This window comes from Stenotrophomonas sp. Sm6012, assembly GCF_030985895.1.
In the GTDB taxonomy this organism is placed as follows: domain Bacteria; phylum Pseudomonadota; class Gammaproteobacteria; order Xanthomonadales; family Xanthomonadaceae; genus Stenotrophomonas; species Stenotrophomonas forensis.
This window is the reverse complement of sequence record NZ_JAPTFX010000022.1, coordinates 24,554-43,173: the sequence shown is the minus strand read 5'-3', so window position 1 is coordinate 43,173 and position 18,620 is coordinate 24,554. Positions and strand designations below refer to the sequence as shown.

At 67.6% G+C, this 18,620-nt stretch carries 19 protein-coding genes and 2 pseudogenes; 9 read left to right on the top strand and 12 right to left on the bottom strand.

Features of this window, described 5'->3' with window-relative positions:
• Window positions 1-61: 61 nt before the first annotated feature.
• A complete protein-coding gene (locus tag O0J73_RS06465; protein WP_006433090.1) occupies window positions 62-361 on the bottom strand; it encodes a hypothetical protein in 300 nt (99 codons plus the stop codon).
• 129 nt (window positions 362-490) lie between these two features.
• Between O0J73_RS06465 and ftsY the strand changes: the two genes are divergently transcribed.
• From ftsY to O0J73_RS06450, 3 genes and pseudogenes are all read left to right on the top strand, one after another.
• Window positions 491-1,804, top strand: a complete 1,314-nt coding sequence (gene ftsY / locus O0J73_RS06460) for a signal recognition particle-docking protein FtsY (RefSeq protein WP_308308272.1) — start codon at window positions 491-493, stop codon at window positions 1,802-1,804.
• A gap of 82 nt (window positions 1,805-1,886) precedes the next feature.
• A complete protein-coding gene (gene mutY / locus O0J73_RS06455) occupies window positions 1,887-3,011 on the top strand; it encodes an A/G-specific adenine glycosylase (RefSeq protein ID WP_006433085.1) in 1,125 nt (374 codons plus the stop codon).
• Between the two features lie 5 nt (window positions 3,012-3,016).
• Window positions 3,017-3,268, top strand: a pseudogene (locus tag O0J73_RS06450) (oxidative damage protection protein); the annotation flags it as partial.
• A 9-nt stretch (window positions 3,269-3,277) separates the two neighbouring features.
• Here the strand turns inward: O0J73_RS06450 and O0J73_RS06445 are convergent.
• The 10 genes from O0J73_RS06445 to O0J73_RS06400 all read right to left on the bottom strand — a co-directional run bounded on the left by O0J73_RS06445 (window position 3,278) and on the right by O0J73_RS06400 (window position 10,317).
• Entirely contained in the window at window positions 3,278-3,727 is a 450-nt protein-coding gene (locus O0J73_RS06445; protein ID WP_006433036.1) for a DUF6491 family protein, read from the bottom strand.
• Window positions 3,728-3,947: 220 nt separating this feature from the next.
• Window positions 3,948-4,661 (bottom strand): lipoprotein-releasing ABC transporter ATP-binding protein LolD, encoded by a 714-nt coding sequence (gene lolD, locus O0J73_RS06440; protein ID WP_006433035.1) that lies wholly within the window; start codon window positions 4,659-4,661, stop codon window positions 3,948-3,950.
• Window positions 4,654-5,895, bottom strand: a complete 1,242-nt coding sequence (locus O0J73_RS06435) for a lipoprotein-releasing ABC transporter permease subunit (protein ID WP_006433034.1) — start codon at window positions 5,893-5,895, stop codon at window positions 4,654-4,656. Before O0J73_RS06435 ends, lolD begins: the two co-directional genes overlap by 8 nt.
• Before the next feature lie 23 nt (window positions 5,896-5,918).
• Complete coding sequence (locus O0J73_RS06430) at window positions 5,919-6,368, bottom strand: hypothetical protein (RefSeq protein ID WP_049457520.1); 450 nt, start codon at window positions 6,366-6,368, stop codon at window positions 5,919-5,921.
• Entirely contained in the window at window positions 6,319-6,567 is a 249-nt protein-coding gene (locus O0J73_RS06425) for a succinate dehydrogenase assembly factor 2 (protein ID WP_005409080.1), read from the bottom strand. Before O0J73_RS06425 ends, O0J73_RS06430 begins: the two co-directional genes overlap by 50 nt.
• A 73-nt stretch (window positions 6,568-6,640) precedes the next feature.
• On the bottom strand, window positions 6,641-7,426 hold the full coding sequence (locus O0J73_RS06420) for a succinate dehydrogenase iron-sulfur subunit (protein WP_005409079.1): 786 nt from the start codon (window positions 7,424-7,426) through the stop codon (window positions 6,641-6,643).
• A gap of 66 nt (window positions 7,427-7,492) precedes the next feature.
• Window positions 7,493-9,283 carry a succinate dehydrogenase flavoprotein subunit gene (sdhA, locus tag O0J73_RS06415; RefSeq protein WP_006432983.1) on the bottom strand — a complete coding sequence of 597 codons (1,791 nt, stop codon included), beginning with the start codon at window positions 9,281-9,283 and terminating at the stop codon, window positions 7,493-7,495.
• 31 nt (window positions 9,284-9,314) lie between these two features.
• Entirely contained in the window at window positions 9,315-9,701 is a 387-nt protein-coding gene (gene sdhD, locus O0J73_RS06410) for a succinate dehydrogenase, hydrophobic membrane anchor protein (RefSeq protein ID WP_006432981.1), read from the bottom strand.
• Window positions 9,698-10,090 (bottom strand): succinate dehydrogenase, cytochrome b556 subunit, encoded by a 393-nt coding sequence (gene sdhC / locus O0J73_RS06405; protein WP_005409076.1) that lies wholly within the window; start codon window positions 10,088-10,090, stop codon window positions 9,698-9,700. The genes sdhD and sdhC overlap by 4 nt, the downstream gene beginning before the upstream one ends.
• Before the next feature lie 56 nt (window positions 10,091-10,146).
• Window positions 10,147-10,317: a DUF1674 domain-containing protein gene (locus O0J73_RS06400; protein ID WP_005409075.1), complete on the bottom strand. Its 171-nt coding sequence runs from the start codon at window positions 10,315-10,317 to the stop codon at window positions 10,147-10,149.
• Between the two features lie 39 nt (window positions 10,318-10,356).
• Between O0J73_RS06400 and O0J73_RS06395 the strand changes: the two genes are divergently transcribed.
• Window positions 10,357-11,232: a folate-binding protein gene (locus O0J73_RS06395; RefSeq protein ID WP_308308271.1), complete on the top strand. Its 876-nt coding sequence runs from the start codon at window positions 10,357-10,359 to the stop codon at window positions 11,230-11,232.
• 90 nt (window positions 11,233-11,322) lie between these two features.
• Here O0J73_RS06395 and ugpC read toward each other — a convergent pair whose 3' ends face one another.
• A complete protein-coding gene (ugpC, locus tag O0J73_RS06390; protein ID WP_308308270.1) occupies window positions 11,323-12,405 on the bottom strand; it encodes a sn-glycerol-3-phosphate ABC transporter ATP-binding protein UgpC in 1,083 nt (360 codons plus the stop codon).
• Between the two features lie 353 nt (window positions 12,406-12,758).
• On the opposite strand from ugpC, the gene zwf reads away from it, so the two are divergent.
• From zwf to eda, 5 genes and pseudogenes are all read left to right on the top strand, one after another.
• Window positions 12,759-14,195, top strand: a complete 1,437-nt coding sequence (gene zwf / locus O0J73_RS06385; RefSeq protein WP_308308269.1) for a glucose-6-phosphate dehydrogenase — start codon at window positions 12,759-12,761, stop codon at window positions 14,193-14,195.
• Window positions 14,192-15,199: a glucokinase gene (glk, locus tag O0J73_RS06380; protein WP_006432897.1), complete on the top strand. Its 1,008-nt coding sequence runs from the start codon at window positions 14,192-14,194 to the stop codon at window positions 15,197-15,199. The genes zwf and glk overlap by 4 nt, the downstream gene beginning before the upstream one ends.
• Window positions 15,196-15,921, top strand: coding sequence for a 6-phosphogluconolactonase (pgl, locus tag O0J73_RS06375; RefSeq protein ID WP_006432894.1), 726 nt, complete (start codon window positions 15,196-15,198; stop codon window positions 15,919-15,921). The genes glk and pgl overlap by 4 nt, the downstream gene beginning before the upstream one ends.
• A gap of 12 nt (window positions 15,922-15,933) precedes the next feature.
• Window positions 15,934-17,787: pseudogene (edd, locus tag O0J73_RS06370) on the top strand (phosphogluconate dehydratase); the annotation flags it as partial.
• Window positions 17,788-17,813: 26 nt separating this feature from the next.
• On the top strand, window positions 17,814-18,470 hold the full coding sequence (gene eda / locus O0J73_RS06365; protein WP_308308268.1) for a bifunctional 4-hydroxy-2-oxoglutarate aldolase/2-dehydro-3-deoxy-phosphogluconate aldolase: 657 nt from the start codon (window positions 17,814-17,816) through the stop codon (window positions 18,468-18,470).
• The last annotated feature ends 150 nt before the right edge of the window (window positions 18,471-18,620 follow it).

The window sequence follows — 18,620 nt, the reverse complement described above, 5'->3', positions numbered from 1 at the left end:
GTGCCAACCAAGGTTGGCACCCACCAAGGGCAGCGGTTGGCACCCACCAAAGCCTAGCGGCTCAGGCGTCCCGGTCCAGCAACGAGCCCAGCATCTGGTCCTCGCGGCGGATCACCGAGGCGTTGGCGTCGAACGCCAGCACTTCGGCCCGGGCCGCCAGCAGGTCGCCGAGCGGCGCGCCGGATTCGGTGCCGGTAGTCGTCACCACAGCCTGCACCCCGCCCTGCTCCGCGGCACCACGCTGCAGCTGCAGGTGCTGGGCATCGGGGGTCGCCAGGTTGGCCACGTTGTGTGCGGCCACCTGCACACCCTGCTGGGCCGCACGCATTCCGCCGAGGGCCATTCCCATCACGTTGTTCATGGCGGTCTCCGGGCCACCCTGCGCAGCCCTCCGGACCGGTTAACGGCCGGCAGGCCGCGTCCTTGAGTCCACATCGGCCCGACAGGCCCGAGTGGTAGCATATCCCTCTGATTTCAGCGCCTTTTGCCAATGCTCAGTTTTTTCCGCCGCAAGAAGCCCCAGGACGCCCCCGCAACCGAGGCGCCCAAGACCCAGCACTACTCGGCTGAAGAGCTGGCGGCGGCATTCCCGTCCGCTGCCCCGGTCGACCAAGCCCCGGCCGCTCCGCCAGCCGCGCTGAACACGCCCGAGGCTGCCACGCCCACGCCGACGCCTGCACCTGCGCCGGTCGCAGTGCCCGAAGCGCCGGCCGCCGCACCGGCACCGCCGGCCGCGGAACGCATCATCGCCGCAGAAGACTTCGAAGCCGAAGCCCTGGCCGCTGCAGCCGTACTCGCACCGCTGGCGCCGGTCACCCCGGCCGAAGCACCGGCTGCGCCCGCCGCTGATCTGCCGGTGCTGGTCGACGCCGCCCCGGCTCCGGCCGGCAAGCCGGGCTGGCGCGAACGCCTGCGCAACAGCGTCATCGCACGCAGCTTCGGCGGCCTGTTCTCGCGCAATCCCAAGCTCGACGACGACCTGCTGGACGAGCTGGAAACCGCGCTGATTACCGCCGACGTCGGCGTGGGCGCCACCACCGACCTGGTGGAAGGCCTGCGCAAGCGCATGAAGTCGCGCGAATTCGCCGACGCCAATGCGCTGCTGGCCGCGCTGCGCAGCGAACTGATCGCGATCCTGCAGCCGGTGGCCAAGCCGCTGGTGATCGACCGCACTGCCAAGCCCTTCGTGGTGCTCACCGTCGGCGTCAACGGCGTTGGCAAGACCACCACCATCGGCAAGCTGGCCAAGCGCTTCAAGGACGAGGGCCACAGCCTGATGCTGGCCGCCGGCGACACCTTCCGCGCCGCCGCCGTGGCCCAGCTGCAGGCCTGGGGCGAGCGCAACGGCGTGGCCGTGGTCGCCCAGGGCCAGAACGCCGATGCCGCATCGGTGGCATTCGATGCGCTGCAGGCCGGCAAGGCCCGCGGCACCTCGGTGCTGATCGCCGACACCGCCGGCCGCCTGCACACCCAGTCCGGGCTGATGAACGAACTGGGCAAGATCCGCCGCGTGCTCGGCAAGATCGACCCCACCGCCCCGCACGAGGTGCTGATGGTGATCGATGGCACCACCGGCCAGAACGCGCTGTCGCAGCTGCGCCAGTTCAATGCCGCGGTGAACGTGACCGGCCTGGTGGTGACCAAGCTGGACGGCACCGCCAAGGGCGGCGTGGTGTTCGCGCTCGCCCGCGAGTTCGGCATCCCGATCCGCTTCGCCGGCATCGGCGAGCGCCCGGAAGACCTGCGCGTGTTCGATCCGGAAGCCTTCGTCGACGCCCTGCTGCCTGAAGCGCTGGGCGCCTGATATACCGCGCAGCCCCCCGTGGGGTGGCTCTACTGGAACCGGTAGAGCCACCCCATGGTGGCTGCCCTCCTCCGGAACACCGATGCCACGCCAGCCGCACGCCAGCGCCAACACTGCCGAGGAAGACGGCTTCGTCCGCCGCCTGCTGCACTGGTTCGACGGCCACGGCCGCCACGACCTGCCCTGGCAGCACCCGCGCAGCCCGTACCGGGTCTGGCTGTCGGAGATCATGCTGCAGCAGACCCAGGTGGCCACGGTCATCCCGTATTTCCAGCGGTTCCTGCAGCACTTCCCGACCCTGCCCGACCTTGCCGCGGCCAGCAACGACGCGGTGATGGCGCAGTGGGCCGGGCTCGGCTACTACGCCCGCGCACGCAACCTGCATGCCGCGGCCAAGCGCTGCGTGGAACTGTACGGCGGCGACCTGCCGCGCGATTTCGATGCACTGCACGCGCTGCCCGGCATCGGCCGCAGCACCGCTGGCGCGATCCTCAGCCAGGCCTGGAACGACCCGTTCGCGATCCTCGACGGCAACGTCAAGCGCGTACTCAGCCGCTACCACGGCATCGACGGCTTCCCCGGCCTGCCGGCCATCGAGAAGCAGCTGTGGGCGATCGCCGAGGCACATGTGGCGCAGGTCCCAGGCGGGCGCATGGCCGACTACACCCAGGCGCAGATGGACCTGGGCGCGACCGTCTGCAGCCGCGCGAAACCGGCCTGCGTGATCTGCCCGCTGCACGACGACTGCATGGCGCGCCGCGAAGGCCGCACTGCCGAACTGCCCACGCCCAAGCCCGTCAAGACGCTGCCCGAACGCGAAGCGGTGGCGCTGCTGCTGCGCGACGCCCAACAGCGCGTGCTGCTGCAGAAACGGCCGGACACCGGCATCTGGGCGCAGCTGTGGACCCTGCCGCAGGCCGAAGCCGGCAGCATGCTGCAGGACTGGTTCGATGCGCACGTCGACGGTTCATTGGAAGATGCCGAGGAACTGCCGGTGCTGCAGCACACCTTCAGCCACTACAAGCTGCATCTGCAGGTACTGTCACGGCAGGTAAGCGGCCTGCGCGTGGAAGAACCCACGCTGCGCTGGGTCGCTGCCGACGAACTGCCCGCGCTGGGCCTGCCCGCGCCGATCCGCAAGCTGCTCGACGGCACCGCCATCAAGGCGCCGAAACGAAATTCCAAGAAACCCCGCAACCACGAGTGAGTGCCATGTCCCGAACCGTCTTCTGCCAGTACGAACAACGCGATGCCGAGGGCCTGGACTTCGTGCCCTACCCCGGCGAACTGGGCCAGCGCGTCTTCAACAACATCGGCAAGCAGGCCTGGTCGGCGTGGCTGGCGCACCAGACCATGCTGATCAACGAAAACCGCCTTTCGCCCCGCACGCCCGAACACCGCGCGTTCCTGGAAGGCGAACTGGTCAAGTTCCTGTTCGAGAAGGACGCGGAGAAGCCGGCCGGCACTACGCCGCTATTTCGTGTCTTCCTCGCGCTCCTGCACTTGGGCCTGGCGCAGCTCCTGCTCGGACGCGCGCAACGCCTTCACATCCAGCTTGCGGATGCTCTTGATGAAGCACGGCATGCGTGGGCCGCCCGTGGGGTCGCGCACCAGCACCTTGTCGAAGCGCGTCGAAACGCGATTCATCTGGCTGGTCAGGCCGATGGCGGTGGCAAACGTCAGGTCCTGGCAGGGGCCGTTCAACTCCAGCAGATAGGCTTCGCTGGGGCGGGTCCATACCGCCAGCGCGCTGTCTCCCAGTTCGGTCCAGCCATTGAGGCTGCCGAAGAACTGCATGTCGTTCTGCGGCGCACCGGCATGCGCACGGTACAGGTCCAGCTTCTCGGCGCTGCTGAGCCGGCCGGTGGTCGCACAGGCGGCCAGAGCCAGGCAGAGGCCGGCCATCAGGATCGGGGTCTTCATGGCGATCTCCTCGGGGTACTGTCGCCATCATGCGCCTGCCAGGGTGGCGTCCGTGCGACGACCGGGCCCCCATTCAGCCGCCGGTCGGCGGTCGACCAAGGTCGACCTCTACCAAAGCAGGCCCAAGGCTCCGGAATCCGGTAGTCGCCAACCTTGGTTGGCGCTTGCCCCGCAGCAGCAGCCGACCAAGGTCGGCTTCTACCAATGCGGGCCCAGCGCCTCAGACGTCGGCGTGGGCCAACGCGTGCAGCCGCCCTTCGCGCAGTTCCAGCACCCGATCGAGGCGACGCGCCAGGCTGCGGTCGTGGGTGACCAGCACCAGGCTGGTGTGGCGGGCACGGTTGAGTTCCAGCATCAGGTCGAACACGGTGCCGGCGGTGCGGTCATCCAGGTTGCCGGTCGGCTCGTCGCCGAGCACGCAGGCCGGGTGGTTGACCAGTGCACGCGCCACCGCGGCACGCTGGCGTTCGCCACCGGACAGCTCGCCCGGCTTGTGGTCCAGGCGATGGCCGAGGCCGACCGCCTCCAGCAGGGCCGTTGCGCGGCTGGACGCCTCGGCCACGGCGGTACCGGCCAGCAGCACCGGCATCATCACGTTTTCCAGCGCGGTGAATTCCGGCAGCAGGTGATGGAACTGGTAGACGAAGCCCAGCGCCTGGTTGCGCAGCAGGCCGCGCGCGGTATCCGACAGCGCCGACATGCGTTGGCCCGTCACATAGACCTCGCCAGCGGTCGGAACATCCAACCCGCCCAGCAGGTGCAGCAGCGTGCTCTTGCCGGCGCCGGACGCACCGATGATCGCCACCGTCTCGCCGGCGGTCACGGTCAGGTCCAGGCCATCGAACACCGGGGTCTGCATGCGCCCTTCGGCGTAGGTCTTGCCCAGTGCTTCGGCGCGGATCACTTCATCGCCACGGTTGAAGACCTTATTCATAGCGCAGGGCCTCCGCCGGCTGGGTGCGTGCTGCCCGCCAGGCGGGATACAGGGTGGCCAGGAAGCTCATCAGCAGCGCGACCACGGTGATCGCCACCACGTCGCCGGTCTGCATGTCGGTCGGCAGGCCGGTGATGTAGTACACGTCCTCAGGCATCAGCTTGACGTTGAACACCGCCTCGATGGCACCGAGAATGCGTTCGAGGTTGAGGGTCAGGGTGATGCCGCCGATCAGCCCGGCCAGGGTGCCGAAGATGCCGATCAGCGAACCCTGCACCATGAACACCTGCATCACCCCGCCCGGGGTCAGGCCGAGGGTGCGCAGGATCGCGATATCGGCCTGCTTGTCGGTGACCAGCATCACCTGCGAGGACACCAGGTTGAACGCGCCCATGGCGATGATCAGCGACAGCAGGATGCCCATCACCACCTTCTCCATGCGCAGCGAGTGGTAGAGGTTGGCATTCTGCTGGGTCCAGTCACTCACGCGGTAGGCGCCACCGAGGCTCTGCGCCAGGTCCACGCCCACCTCCAGCGAGCGGTCCATGTCGTGCAGCTTCAGCCGCACGCCGGTGGCACCGTCACTGCGCAGCACGCGCTCCAGGTCCTGCATGTTGGCGAAGCCGACGCCACGGTCGACCTCGTTGTAACCGGCTTCGAAGATGCCGCTGACGGTGAAACGCTTCATCCGCGGCACTGCGCCGGCAGGCGTGCCCTGCACTTCGGCGAAGGTCACCAGTACCTGGTCGCCGACGTCCACGCCCAGCCAGATCGCCAGCTCCTTGCCCAGCAGCAGGTTGAAGCTGCCCGGCTTGAGGCTGTCATAGCTGCCCTTGGTGACCTTCTTGTCGATCACCGACACCTTCGGCTCCAGCGCCGGGTCGATGCCCTGGATGATCGCGCCCTGGACGCGCGGGCCACTGATCATCGACTGGATCTCGATGTACGGCGCGGCACCCGCCACGCGCGGGTCCTTGCTGGCGATGTCGACCACACGCATCCAGTCCGGCATCGGCTCGCCGTCGCGACTGATGGTGGTGTGCGCGGTCATCTGCAGCAGGCGGCTGCGGATTTCCTTCTGGAAACCGCTCATTACCGCCAGCGTGGTGATCAGCACCGTGACGCCGAGCGCGATGCCCAGGATCGATGCCATCGAGATGAAGGAGATGAAGCCGTTGCGGCGCTTGGCGCGCAGATAGCGCAGGCCGATCGCCACGGGGATGGGTTTGAACATGCAGGCACGCCAGTCAATTCAGCTTATGGTGCCATCGTACGCGGCCGACGGGAAACGGCACGTGCGGCCACGGCCAGTCGCAGTTCACGTCGCTGCCCGGAATCGAGCACATCCGGCCAGAACAACAGGCGCCGACGGCGTCGGCCCTCACGCCAGGACAACAACAGCCAGGCACCACGCACCACCAGCCGTGGCACCTCGATGTCCTGCCCGGCCACCTGCAGCGGCTCGGGAAGCGGCGGCAGCCGCACCTGCAGGCGCGGCCTGCGCAGCCGCCAGGCCAGCTCGGCCAGGCCAAGGCCCCAGGCCAGCAGCACGGCGGGCATCAGCAGGCGTGGCGGCAGCTCCGAGGCGCGCAGCAGCCAGGGCGCGGCCAGCAGCACCGCCAGCTGGGCGGCGGCCTGCAGCCGCGAGGGACGCCACTCAAGGCTTGAGGGCGAGGATCTTCTGCATGAGAGGGATCGCGTGCGCATGCGGGCAGGCCTCATAGCCCATGAACCAGCGCCACAACTTATCGTCCTCGCAATCGAGCAGGAACAGGAAAACCTCGCGCTCTTCGGTCGGCGCAGTGCTCCATTCGTGGTCCAGGTAACGGCCGAACAACTGGTCCAGTTCGCGCATGCCGCGGCGGCAACGCCAGCGCAGCTTCTTCAGCAGAACATCTTCTTCCATCGTGCTTCTCCAGATACAGCAAAGCCACGCATGGCGTGGCTCTGCTGGGGTCATGCAACTACCCGGCGCCGTATCAGGCGCGGCGTTCCATCATCAGCTTCTTGATCTCGGCGATCGCCAGCGCCGGGTTCAGGCCCTTCGGACAGGTCCGGGCGCAGTTCATGATGGTGTGGCAGCGGTACAGCTTGAACGGATCTTCCAGATCGTCCAGGCGCGCACCGGTGTCCTCATCGCGCGAGTCGATGATCCAGCGGTAGGCCTGCAGCAGGATCGCCGGGCCCAGGTAACGCTCGCCGTTCCACCAGTAGCTCGGGCAGCTGGTCGAGCAGCAGGCGCACAGGATGCACTCGTAGAGGCCGTCCAGCTTCTTGCGGTCTTCCGGCGACTGCAGGCGCTCACGGTCCGGCGGTGCCGGGGTCTGGGTGCGGATCCACGGCTTGATCGACGCGTACTGCGCGTAGAAGTGGGTCAGGTCAGGAACCAGGTCCTTGACCACGTTCATGTGCGGCAGCGGATAGATCGGCACTTCCTTCTTGCCGCAGTCCGAGATGGCTCGGGTGCAGGCCAGGGTGTTGGTGCCGTCGATGTTCATCGCGCACGAGCCACAGATACCTTCGCGGCAGGAGCGGCGGAAGGTCAGGGTCGGGTCGATCTCGTTCTTGATCTTGATCAGGGCGTCCAGGACCATCGGGCCACAGGCGTCCAGATCGACTTCATAGGTATCAGTGCGCGGGTTGCTGTCGTCGTCCGGACTCCAGCGGTAGATCTTGAAGGTGCGCACGTTCTTGCCGCCGTTCTTGACGGGGAAGTGCTTGCCCTTCGTGATCTTGGAATTCTTGGGGAGTGAAAACTCGGCCATGGCTGCTCTCGTTGGCTCAGGCGGCCCGCGCCCGTGGGCGCGGATTGCATGGTAGGCGGGGTCGGATCAGTACACGCGCGGCTTCGGCGGCACTACGGACACGTCGTCGGTCAACGTGTACATGTGCACCGGACGGTAGTCGAAGCTGCACTTGCCCTTCTCGTCGACGCTGACCAGGGTGTGCTTCTGCCAGTTGACATCGTCGCGGTCCGGGAAGTCCTCGTGCGCATGCGCGCCGCGGCTTTCCTTGCGCTGTTCGGCCGAGTTGATCGTCGCCACCGCGTTGAGCAGCAGGTTGTTCAGCTCGTAGGTCTCGATCAGGTCCGAGTTCCACACCAGCGAACGGTCGGAGACCTTCACGTCCTGGAACGAGTCGAAGATCTTGTCCATCTTCTCGCAGCCTTCCTTCAGCGTCTGGCTGGTGCGGAAGACCGCCGCGTCGGCCTGCATGGTGCGCTGCATGCGATCGCGGATGACCGAGGTCGGGGTATCGCCGTTGGCGTGGCGCAGCTTGTCCAGCAGGCCCAGCGCCTTGTCGCAGGCATCGGCCGGCAGCGGCTTGTGCGATGCGCCCGGCTTGATGGTCTCGGCGCAGCGGTTGGCCACCGCACGACCGAACACCACCAGGTCCAGCAGCGAATTCGAGCCCAGGCGGTTGGCGCCGTGCACGGACACGCAGGCCGCTTCGCCGATGGCGTACAGGCCCGGCACCACCGCATCGGGGTTGTCGCCGACCTTGCGCACGACTTCGCCGTGGTAGTTGGTCGGGATGCCGCCCATGTTGTAGTGCACGGTCGGGATGACCGGGATCGGCTGCTTGTGCACGTCGACGCCGGCGAAGATGCGGGCGCTTTCGGCGATGCCCGGCAGCTTGTCGTCGATCACGCCCGGGCCGAGGTGGGTCAGGTCGAGCAGGATGTGGTCCTTGTGCTCACCGACGCCGCGGCCTTCGCGGATCTCGATGGTCATCGAACGGCTGACCACGTCGCGCGAGGCCAGGTCCTTGTAGTGCGGTGCATAGCGCTCCATGAAGCGCTCGCCGCTGCTGTTGCGCAGGATGCCGCCTTCACCGCGGACACCCTCGGTGATCAGGCAGCCGGCGCCGTAGATGCCGGTCGGGTGGAACTGCACGAACTCCATGTCCTGCATGGCGATGCCGGCACGCATGGCCAGGCCGCCACCGTCGCCGGTGCAGGTGTGCGCCGAGGTGGCGCTGAAGTAGGCACGGCCGTAACCGCCGGTGGCCAGCACCACGCCCTGGGCGCGGAACAGGTGCAGGGTGCCATCGGACATGTCCAGGGCCAGCACACCGCGGCAGGCGCCCTCTTCATCGAAGATCAGGTCGAGCGCGAAGTACTCGATCATGAAGCGTGCGTCGTGCTTCAGCGACTGCTGGTATAGCGTGTGCAGCATCGCGTGGCCGGTACGGTCGGCCGCCGCACAGGTACGCTGCGCCGCCGGGCCTTCGCCGTACTTGGTGGTCATGCCACCGAACGGACGCTGGTAGATCTTGCCTTCGGCGGTGCGCGAGAACGGCACGCCGTAGTGCTCGAGCTCGATGATGGCCGGGATGGCCTCACGGCACATGTATTCGATGGCGTCCTGGTCGCCCAGCCAGTCCGAACCCTTGATGGTGTCGAAGAAGTGGTAGCGCCAGTCGTCCTCGCCCATGTTGGCGAGTGCGGCCGAGATACCGCCCTGGGCGGCAACAGTGTGCGAACGGGTCGGGAAGACCTTGGTCAGGCACACGGTCTGCAGGCCCTTGGCGGCCAGGCCGAACGTGGCGCGCAGGCCGGCGCCGCCGGCGCCGACCACGACCATGTCGTACTTGTGTTCGGTGATCTTGTAAGCGGACATCTAATCTGGATTCCTGTCTTGGTGCCTGGGCTCAGGCAACGCCGAGGGCGATGCGGCCCACCGCAAACACACTGACGATCATGCCGAGCACGGCGACGAACTTCACCGCGGTCTGCAGCACCAGGGCCAGCAGCGATTCGTGGATGTAGTCTTCCAGCACGACCTGCATGCCGAGCTGCGCGTGCCAGAACATGGCGATCAGCAGGCCGATCAGCGGCACGGCATTCCACGGCTTGGCCACGGCGGCGGCGGCGGTCGCGTAGTCCGAACCCAGCAGGCTCAGCACGAAGACCAGGAACCAGATGCCCAGCACCACCAGGGCGGCGGCAGTCAGGCGCTGGTGCACGAAGTGTTCGGTGCCGGTCTTGGCCGAACCAAGGCCGCGCACGCTCTTCAACGGGGTACGGAACCTGCTCACGCGGCACCTCCGAACATCACATAGGCCCACACCAGCAGGGTGATCACCAGGCTGCCGGTGACCGACAGCCAGCTGCTGCGGATGAAGGCGGGAATGCTGAAGCCGATGGCGAAGTCCTGCACCACATGGCGGATGCCATTGCACAGGTGATAGGCGAACGACCATGTCCACGCGAACAGGAACACGCGGCCATACCAGGCCCCGGCATGGCCGGTGAAGCAGTTCCAGGACTCGGGCCCCATCATCAGGGCCAGCAGGCCGGCGGCGATGATGAGGGCACCAACAGACAGAAAGACGCCAGTGGCTCGATGCAGGATCGAGGTGGCCATCTGAATCTGCCAGCGATACACCTGAAGGTGCGGGGAAAGTGGGCGTTGTCTGGTCGCCATTCGCTGGGCTCGTTGTCTCGGCTGGGCGGCACACGGCCGCGTTGGCTCAATGCTGATCAGAAATCGATGCAGCGTCCGTTTTTCTCCCAATCGCCGTACCGCACCGGATCAAGTCCGCCGCGGCCGCCGAATTCTTCTGCTTTTTCCTGTTCCACGGGCACGGGTGCCGCAGGGACCAGCGGGGCTTCAGATTCGTCGTCGGGAGTGGGGGTTGTTTGGCCTATCATGTTCGGTCTCGCAACGCACAAATTTTAGACCTCGTTCACGTGCCTGACAACCTGCCCCCTGCTTTCGTCGGATATCCGCGCCTTCCCGGCCACCAGCTGCTGAGCCTGCAGGGTGTCGATGCGGCCGTTTTCGCCCACGCCCAGTTCAGCAGCGATGTCACCGCCCTGCCCCTGCTGCACTGGCAGTGGAGTGCCTGGCTGAGTGCCAAGGGCCGCACCCTGGCGGTGTTCCAGCTGCTTCGGCTGGCCGAAGACCATGTGATGCTGGTGCTGGCCGACGGCGATGCCGATGCGATTGCGTCGCAACTGCAGCGCTTCGTGTTCCGCCGCAAGGTGAGGGTGCTGGTGCGCAGCGACCTGGCGGTGGCCGGCGCCTTCACCGCGCCCGAGGCGGCCAGTGGCGCCGCCATTGCGCACGCCGCAGGTGATGGCTGGGAGCTGGACCTGGGCAGCGATGCCCTGCCGCGCACCCTGCGCATCGCCGCTACCGACGCCTTCGCCGCCGGCAGCGAGGCCGATGAGGCGGCCTTCGCCCTGGCCTGGCGCCAGGCCGATCTGCGCTACGGCCTGCCCCGGCTTGAGGAAAGCCAGCGCGAGGTGTGGACTCCGCAGCAACTGGGGCTGGATCGCCTGAACGGCTACAGCGTGAAGAAGGGCTGCTACCCGGGCCAGGAAATCGTCGCCCGCACCCACTTCCTCGGCAAAGCCAAGCGCGCGGTGCAGCTGCTGCATACCGCGCAGCCGGCGCAGGCCGGTGATGGCGTGCAGCAGGACGGCGCGGCGCTGGGCACGATCGCCAGCGTAGCCGGTGACCTGGCGCTGGCGGTGTTGCCGTTGGAGGCCAGTGACGCCGATCTGCAGGTCGGCGATGCCATCGCGCAGCGCATGCCATTGCTGGACGGATTGGCGCGCTGAATCCACCCGCCGCTTTGGTGGGTGCGGACCATTGGGCCGCACGCCTTCAGCGAATGAATGGTAGTGCCGGCCAGCAGCCGGCGCTACCGATTACAGGCGCTCGCCGGTTTCCGGGTTGAAGAAATGCAGCCCCTGCGGGTGGATCGCCACGCGGATCTGCTCACCCACCGCCGGCAGCGCCTGCGGCGCCACGCGCATGGTCAGCGCATGCTGGCCACTGCTCAGGTTGACGAAGATCTCGTTGCCGACCGGTTCGATGCCTTCGATGCGGGCGTTGAACGCATGTGCATCGTCGGCGGTCGCCGGCTGCAGGTGCTCCGGGCGCACGCCCACCGCGATCGGCTTCTGCAGCCACGCCGGATCGATCGTGGCCTGGCCCAGCGGCGCGCGCCATTCGCCATCAACCACGGTCACGCCACCGGCATCACCCTGCAGCGTGCCACGCAGCACGTTCATCGCCGGGCTGCCGAGGAAGCCGGCCACGAACAGATTGGCCGGGCGGTCGTACAGCGCCATCGGCGTGTCGATCTGCTGGATGACGCCGTCCTTCAGCACCACGATGCGCTGGCCCAGGGTCATCGCTTCGACCTGGTCGTGCGTCACGTAGATCATGGTGGTGCCCAGCTTGCGGTGCAGCTGCGCGATCTCGGTGCGCACGCTGTGGCGCAGCTTGGCATCCAGGTTGGACAGCGGCTCGTCGAGCAGGAACACCGCCGGCTCACGCACCAGCGCGCGGCCCAGCGCAACACGCTGGCGCTGGCCGCCGGACATCGCCTTGGGCAGCTTGTCCATCATCTCGGTCAGGCCCAGCGTCTGCGCCGCCTCGGCGATGCGCCTGTCGATCGTCGCCTTGTCATGGCCGCGCAGCTTCAGGCCGAAGGCCAGGTTCTCGGCCACGGTCATGTGCGGGTACAGCGCATAGCTCTGGAACACCATCGCGATGTCGCGATCCTTCGGCGCCACGTCGTTGACCACGCGATCGCCGATGGTCAGCGTGCCGCCGCTGATCTCTTCCAGCCCAGCCACCATCCGCAGCAGGGTCGACTTGCCACAGCCGGACGGGCCGACCAGCACCATCAGCTCGCCATCGGCGACCTCGAAGCTGGCGTCCTTCACCGCGACCTGGCCGTTGTCATAGACCTTGCGCACACCCTGCAACTGCACTTTTGCCATATCACCTAATCCGGTCCGCCCGAAGCCGGGCTGTCTTTTGGGACTGCCTCGGCCCTCCCGATGGCAGTGATGATTGCGCGCCCACCGCATGGCGGCGAGCACTGCAATCGAATACAGTTGCCCATTCTGCCATGTAAACGTTTTCACGTGGCACTATCCGATGATCGGTGCGCACCGATCTGCGTCGGCGATTGAACGAAGGTTCCGCCGAGGTAGTGGTTTCGATTGGAACGGTCTTCCGGAGCCCCGGGAAACCCGCCCGACGAACCTCGGACAGGCAGTTGCGCGGATGTCCCCCGAACCCAGCCATGAAGCGATTGACAACGATGTCACCCGGATCTGAAACTCGAGCGATGCACGACACCCTCTTCCTGTTCGGTGCCACAGGTGATCTGGCCCAGCGCTACCTGTTCCCTTCGCTGCTTCGCCTGCTCGGCGACGGCCTGCTGCCGGAGGACTTCCGCATCCGCGCACTGGCCCTGTCCGGGCATGACACCGAAGCCTTCCATGACATCCTGCGGCCGCGCCTGCAGCAGGCCATGCCGATGGCTACGCAGGACGACATCGCCGGGCTGCTGCGCCGCATCGACTACCGCTCGGTGGACCTGCGCGACGTCGACTCGGTGGCCGCCGCGGTCTCCGACCTGGTGCACCGCAAGTGCGTCAGCTACCTGGCCATCCCGCCGGGCCTGTACATCTCCACCTGCGAAGGCCTGGCCAAGGGCGGCGCCCTCGCCGCGCCGGCACGGCTGATGCTGGAGAAGCCGATCGGCAGCGACAGCGAAAGCGCTGAAGAGATCATCTCCACCATCGGCCAGTGGATCGACGAGGACCGCGTGTTCCGCCTCGACCACTACCTGGGCAAGGCCGCGGTGCAGAACCTGATCGCACTGCGCTTCGGCAACACGCTGCTGGAAGCGGTATGGAACCGCAACTACATCGAATCGGTGCACATCCTGGTCGCCGAAAGCGAAGGCGTGGATGGCCGTGACGCCTACTACGCCCGTTCCGGTGCGCTGCGTGACATGGTCCAGAGCCATATCCTGCAGCTGCTGTGCATGGTGGCGATGGAGCCGCCGGCCTCGCTGGAAGCCGACCGCATCCGCGACGAGAAGGTCAAGGTACTGCGCGCACTGCGCCCGCTCGATGCCAAGCACGCCGCGCGTGACAGCATCCGCGGCCGCTACACCGCCGGCACCATCAACGGCCAGCCGGCGCAGGCCTACCAGCCGCCGGAAGGCAGCGACGTGGAAACCTTCGCCGGCGTCACCGCGCATATCGACAACTGGCGCTGGAGCGGCGTGCCGTTCCACCTGGTCACCGGCAAGCGCCTGCCCGAGCGCACCACCCGCGTGGTAGTCACGCTGAAGCCGGTCACCCACTGGCTGTTCGAGCGCCCGCAGCGTGCGCAGGCCGCACCGAACCGCCTGGTGTTCCAGCTGCAGCCGCAGGAGAACATCGAGCTGGGCCTGATGAGCAGCCTGGCCGGCCCGGAATGGGGCGCGCTGGAACTGCACCCGCTGGAACTGGAACTGTCGGTGCCGACCGGCCTGCACCGCCGCATCGCCTACGAGCGCCTGTTCCTGGATGCCTTCAACGGCAACCACACGCTGTTCGTGCGCGACGACGAAGTCCGCGCGGCCTGGGCCTGGATCGACAGCGTCGCCGATGCCTGGAAGGAAGCCAGGCTGCCGCTGGAACCCTACCCCGCCGGCCAGTGGGGCCCGGGCAACGCAACGGAGTTCCTGCCGCAGGACGTGGATGCGCCGGACAGCGGAGCCTCGGCATGAGTGTCGGCTCGCAGCCGGTGCTGGTCGCCGACATCGGGGGCACCAACGCCCGTTTCGCACTGGCCGATACCTCGCTGGACGCGCCGCTGCTGAAGGACAGCATCCGCGAATACGCGGTGGCGGAGTTTCCGTCGCTGGGCGACGCCGCACGTCATCACCTCGAACAGATCGGTGCCAGCGCGGGCCGTGGCGTGTTCGCGGTGGCGGGCCGCGTCGATGGTGACGAGGCGCGCATCACCAACCACCCATGGGTGATCTCGCGCAGCCGCACCGCGGCAATGCTCGGCTTCGACGAACTGCACCTGATCAACGACTTCGCCGCACAGGCGATGGCGATCTCGCTGCTGCAGCCAGAAGACGTGATCCAGGTCGGTGGCGCAGCCTGGGTACCGGGCAAACCTGGACAGCCGCGCAACTACGCGGTGATCGGCCCGGGAACGGGCCTGGGTGTCGGCGGCCTGATCCTGCGCCACGGGCGCTGCTATCCGCTGGAAACCGAAGGCGGCCATGTCAGCTTCCCGCCGGGAACCCCCGAGGAAATCCGCATCCTGGAGATCCTGTCCGAGCAGTTCGGGCGCGTCTCCAACGAACGGCTGATCTGCGGCCCCGGCCTGGTCAACATCCATCGCGCCGTGTGCGAAATGGCCGGCATCGATCCGGGACAGCTGCAGCCAGTGGACGTGACTGCCCGTGCGCTGCACGGCGACCCGCAGGCGATGCGCACGGTGGACGTGTTCTGCGCTGTGTTCGGCGCCATCGCCGGTGACCTGGTGCTGACCCAGGGCGCCTGGGACGGCGTGTTCCTGACCGGCGGCCTGACCCCGAAGATGCTCGATTCGCTGCAGCACTCCGGGTTCCGCCAGCGATTCGAGCACAAGGGCCGCTTCTCTTCGATCATGGCGCGGGTGCCGTCGCTGGCGGTGATGCATCCCCACGCCGGGCTGCTGGGCGCCGCCGCCTATGCCGCCGACGCCGAACGTGACGCACCTGGAGTTGCCGCATGAGTCCCACCACCTTCCACGACGACCGCATCGAGTTCATCCAGCACGGCGACGCCGATGGCTGGATCGAGGCGGTCGCTGCCGAGATGGCACAGACCCTCAACCACGACATCAACGAAGTGGGCCGTGCCCGCATCCTGCTGTCTGGCGGCACCACGCCGGCGCCGGTCTACCAGGCACTGGCCGAGCTTGACGTGCACTGGGACCGGGTTGAAGTCAGCCTGGCCGACGAACGCTGGCTGTCGCCGCAAGATCGCGACAGCAACGCCTGGCTGGTGCGCGAACACCTGCTCAAGCGTGCCGAAGGTGCGCATTTCGACCCGCTGGTGCGCGTGGGCAAGCCGCTGCCGGAATGCGTCTACACCGCCAACCTGCAGGCCCAGCACAGCCAGCCGCCGAGCCTGGTGGCGCTGGGCATGGGCAATGACGGCCACACCGCCTCGCTGTTCCCGGGTTCGAAGGACCTGGCCCGCGCGCTGGAAAGCACCCTGCCCTACGCCGCGCTCGATGCCACCGGCTGCCCCGGTGCGAACCAGTGGCCGCTGCGCATCACGCTCACCCCGCACGGCCTGCGCCAGTGCCGCCAGCGCCTGCTGCTGCTGCGTGGCAAGCAGAAACTGCAGGTGCTGCGCCAGGCGCTGGACAGCAACAACGCCCAGCAGTATCCGATCCTCAATGCGATCAACCTGGACGGCGCGCGCCTGCGCGTCCACTGGGCTGATTGAAGTCGGCGGCGGCGCGCCGCCTACCTGGCCGCGATCGACGCCGCCCTGCGCGATGGCCCGTTCCGCAGCCGCCTGAGCTGCGGCAACCTCGCCCATGGCTTCGCCGCCTGTGGCGGTACCGACAAGAGCCGACTGCGCGGCGGCGTAACGCCGAACCTCGGCATCATCACCGCCTACAACGACATGCTGTCGGCGCACCAGCCGTTCGAGACCTATCCGGAGCAGATCCGGCAGATCGCCCGCGAGCTGGGCGCCACCGCACAGGTGGCCGGCGCGGTGCCGGCGATGTGTGACGGCGTGACCCAGGGCCGTGGCGGCATGGAACTGTCGCTGTTCTCGCGCGATGTGATCGCCCAGGCGACGGCCATCGGCCTCAGCCATGACATGTTCGACACCACGATCCACCTTGGTGTGTGCGACAAGATCGTGCCGGGCCTGCTGATCGGTGCGCTGGCCTTCGGTCACCTGCCGGCCGTGTTCGTGCCGGCAGGCCCGATGACCCCGGGCATTCCGAACAAGCAGAAGGCCGAAGTGCGCGAGCGCTACGCCGCCGGTGAAGCCACCCGCGAAGAGCTGCTGGAGGCCGAGTCCGCCTCGTACCATGGCGCCGGCACCTGCACCTTCTATGGCACCGCCAATTCCAACCAGGTGTTGCTGGAAGCCATGGGCGTGCAGCTGCCGGGTGCGTCGTTCGTCAACCCGGATACCGCCCTGCGCGATGCACTGACCCGCGAAGCCACCGAGCGCGCACTGGACATCACCGCGCTGGGCGACGATTTCCGTCCGCTGGGCCGGATCATCGACGAGCGCGCGATCATCAACGCGGTCATCGCGCTGATGGCCACGGGCGGCTCGACCAACCACACCATTCACTGGATCGCGGTGGCGCGTGCCGCCGGCATCGTGCTGACCTGGGACGATTTCGACGAACTCTCGCAGCTGATTCCGCTGCTGGCCCGCGTGTATCCGAACGGCGAAGCCGACGTGAACCGCTTCGCCGCCGCCGGTGGCCCGGCATTCGTGTTCGGCGAACTGATCAAGGCCGGCCTGATGCACGGCGATCTGGTCAGCGTGGCGCGTGGCGGCATGGCCGACTACGCCCGCGAGCCGCAGCTGCGCGAGGGCAAGCTGGTCTACCTGCCGGGCCTGGAGCGCAGCGCCGATGAAGAAGTGGTGCGCGGCGTCGACAACCCGTTCGAACGCCAGGGTGGCCTGCGCCTGCTGCGCGGCAACCTCGGCAAGTCACTGATCAAGCTGTCGGCGGTGAAGCCGCAGTACCGCAGCATCGAGGCACCGGCGGTGGTGGTCGATGCGCCGCAGGTGCTGAACAAGCTGCACGCCGGCGGTTTGCTGCCCGAGCATTTCGTGGCGGTGGTGCGTTACCAGGGCCCGCGTGCGAACGGCATGCCGGAACTGCATTCGCTGGCGCCGCTGCTGGGCCTGCTGCAGAACCAGGGCCGGCGCGTGGCGCTGGTCACCGACGGCCGCCTGTCCGGCGCCTCGGGCAAGATTCCGGCGGCCATCCACGTGACGCCGGAAGCGGCGCGCGGTGGCCCGCTGGCGAAGGTCCGCGAGGGCGACATGATCCGCCTGGATGGTGAAGCCGGCACGCTGGAAGTGCTGGTGGACGCCGCCGAATGGGCGGCGCGGTCGTTGGCGGCGAACACGGCTCCGGCAGCGCATGACCTGGGCCGCAATCTGTTCGCGATCAACCGTCGCGTGGTGGGCCCGGCCGACCAGGGCGCGATTTCGATTTCGTGCGGGCCGGCAGCGGCGGATGGTGGGCCGTGGGATTACGACGCCGAGTATGAGCTGGGGCACGATGCGGCGGCAGCGGCGGCGCCGCATGAGGCGAAGGACGCCTGAGGGTTGAAGAGCGTTGCGGGTATGCGTTGGCGGTGAGTGTCCTGGTTGAGGCGGCGGAGCTGTTGCATGCGGCGGGCATCCTGCCGGTGGTGACGATTCATACGCTGGACCAGGCGCGTGCGGTGAGTGCGGCGCTGCTGGAAGGGGGCTTGCCGGCGATCGAGCTGACCCTGCGTACGCCGGTGGCGATGGAAGCGCTGGCGATGCTCAAGCGCGAGCTGCCCGATGTGGTGGTGGGCGCGGGTACAGTGCTGACCGTGCAGCAGATGCAGCAGTCCATTGATGCGGGTGCGGATTTCCTGGTGACCCCGGGAACGCCGCCGGCACTGGCCGATGCGCTGGCCGCCGCCCCGCTGCCGGTGGTACCGGGTGCGGCGACGCCGACCGAGCTGCTGTCGCTGTATGCGCGCGGCTTCCGCGTGTGCAAGCTGTTCCCGGCCACCGCCGTGGGCGGGCTGGCGATGATCAAGGGCCTGGCCGGCCCGGTCGCCGATCTCAAGCTGTGCCCGACCGGCGGCATCACCGAAAACACCGCCGCCGAATACCTCGAGCAGAAGAACGTGGTCTGCATCGGTGGTTCGTGGATGGTACCGGGCAACTGGATCGCCGACGGCGAATGGGACAAGGTCCGCGCCAGCGCCGCCGACGCGGCGAAGATCATCAAGCGCGTGCGCGGTCACTGACGCACCACGCGGTCAGAGCCCTTTCCCACCGGGAAAGGGATCCGACCCCGGGCGACGAGCGCGCAAAGCGCGCGACCCGCTCCTGCTCTTACTTCTTCATTCCGCGGTGGACGCGCACGGAACCTGTCCGTGGCCCTGCGGAGGGATTGC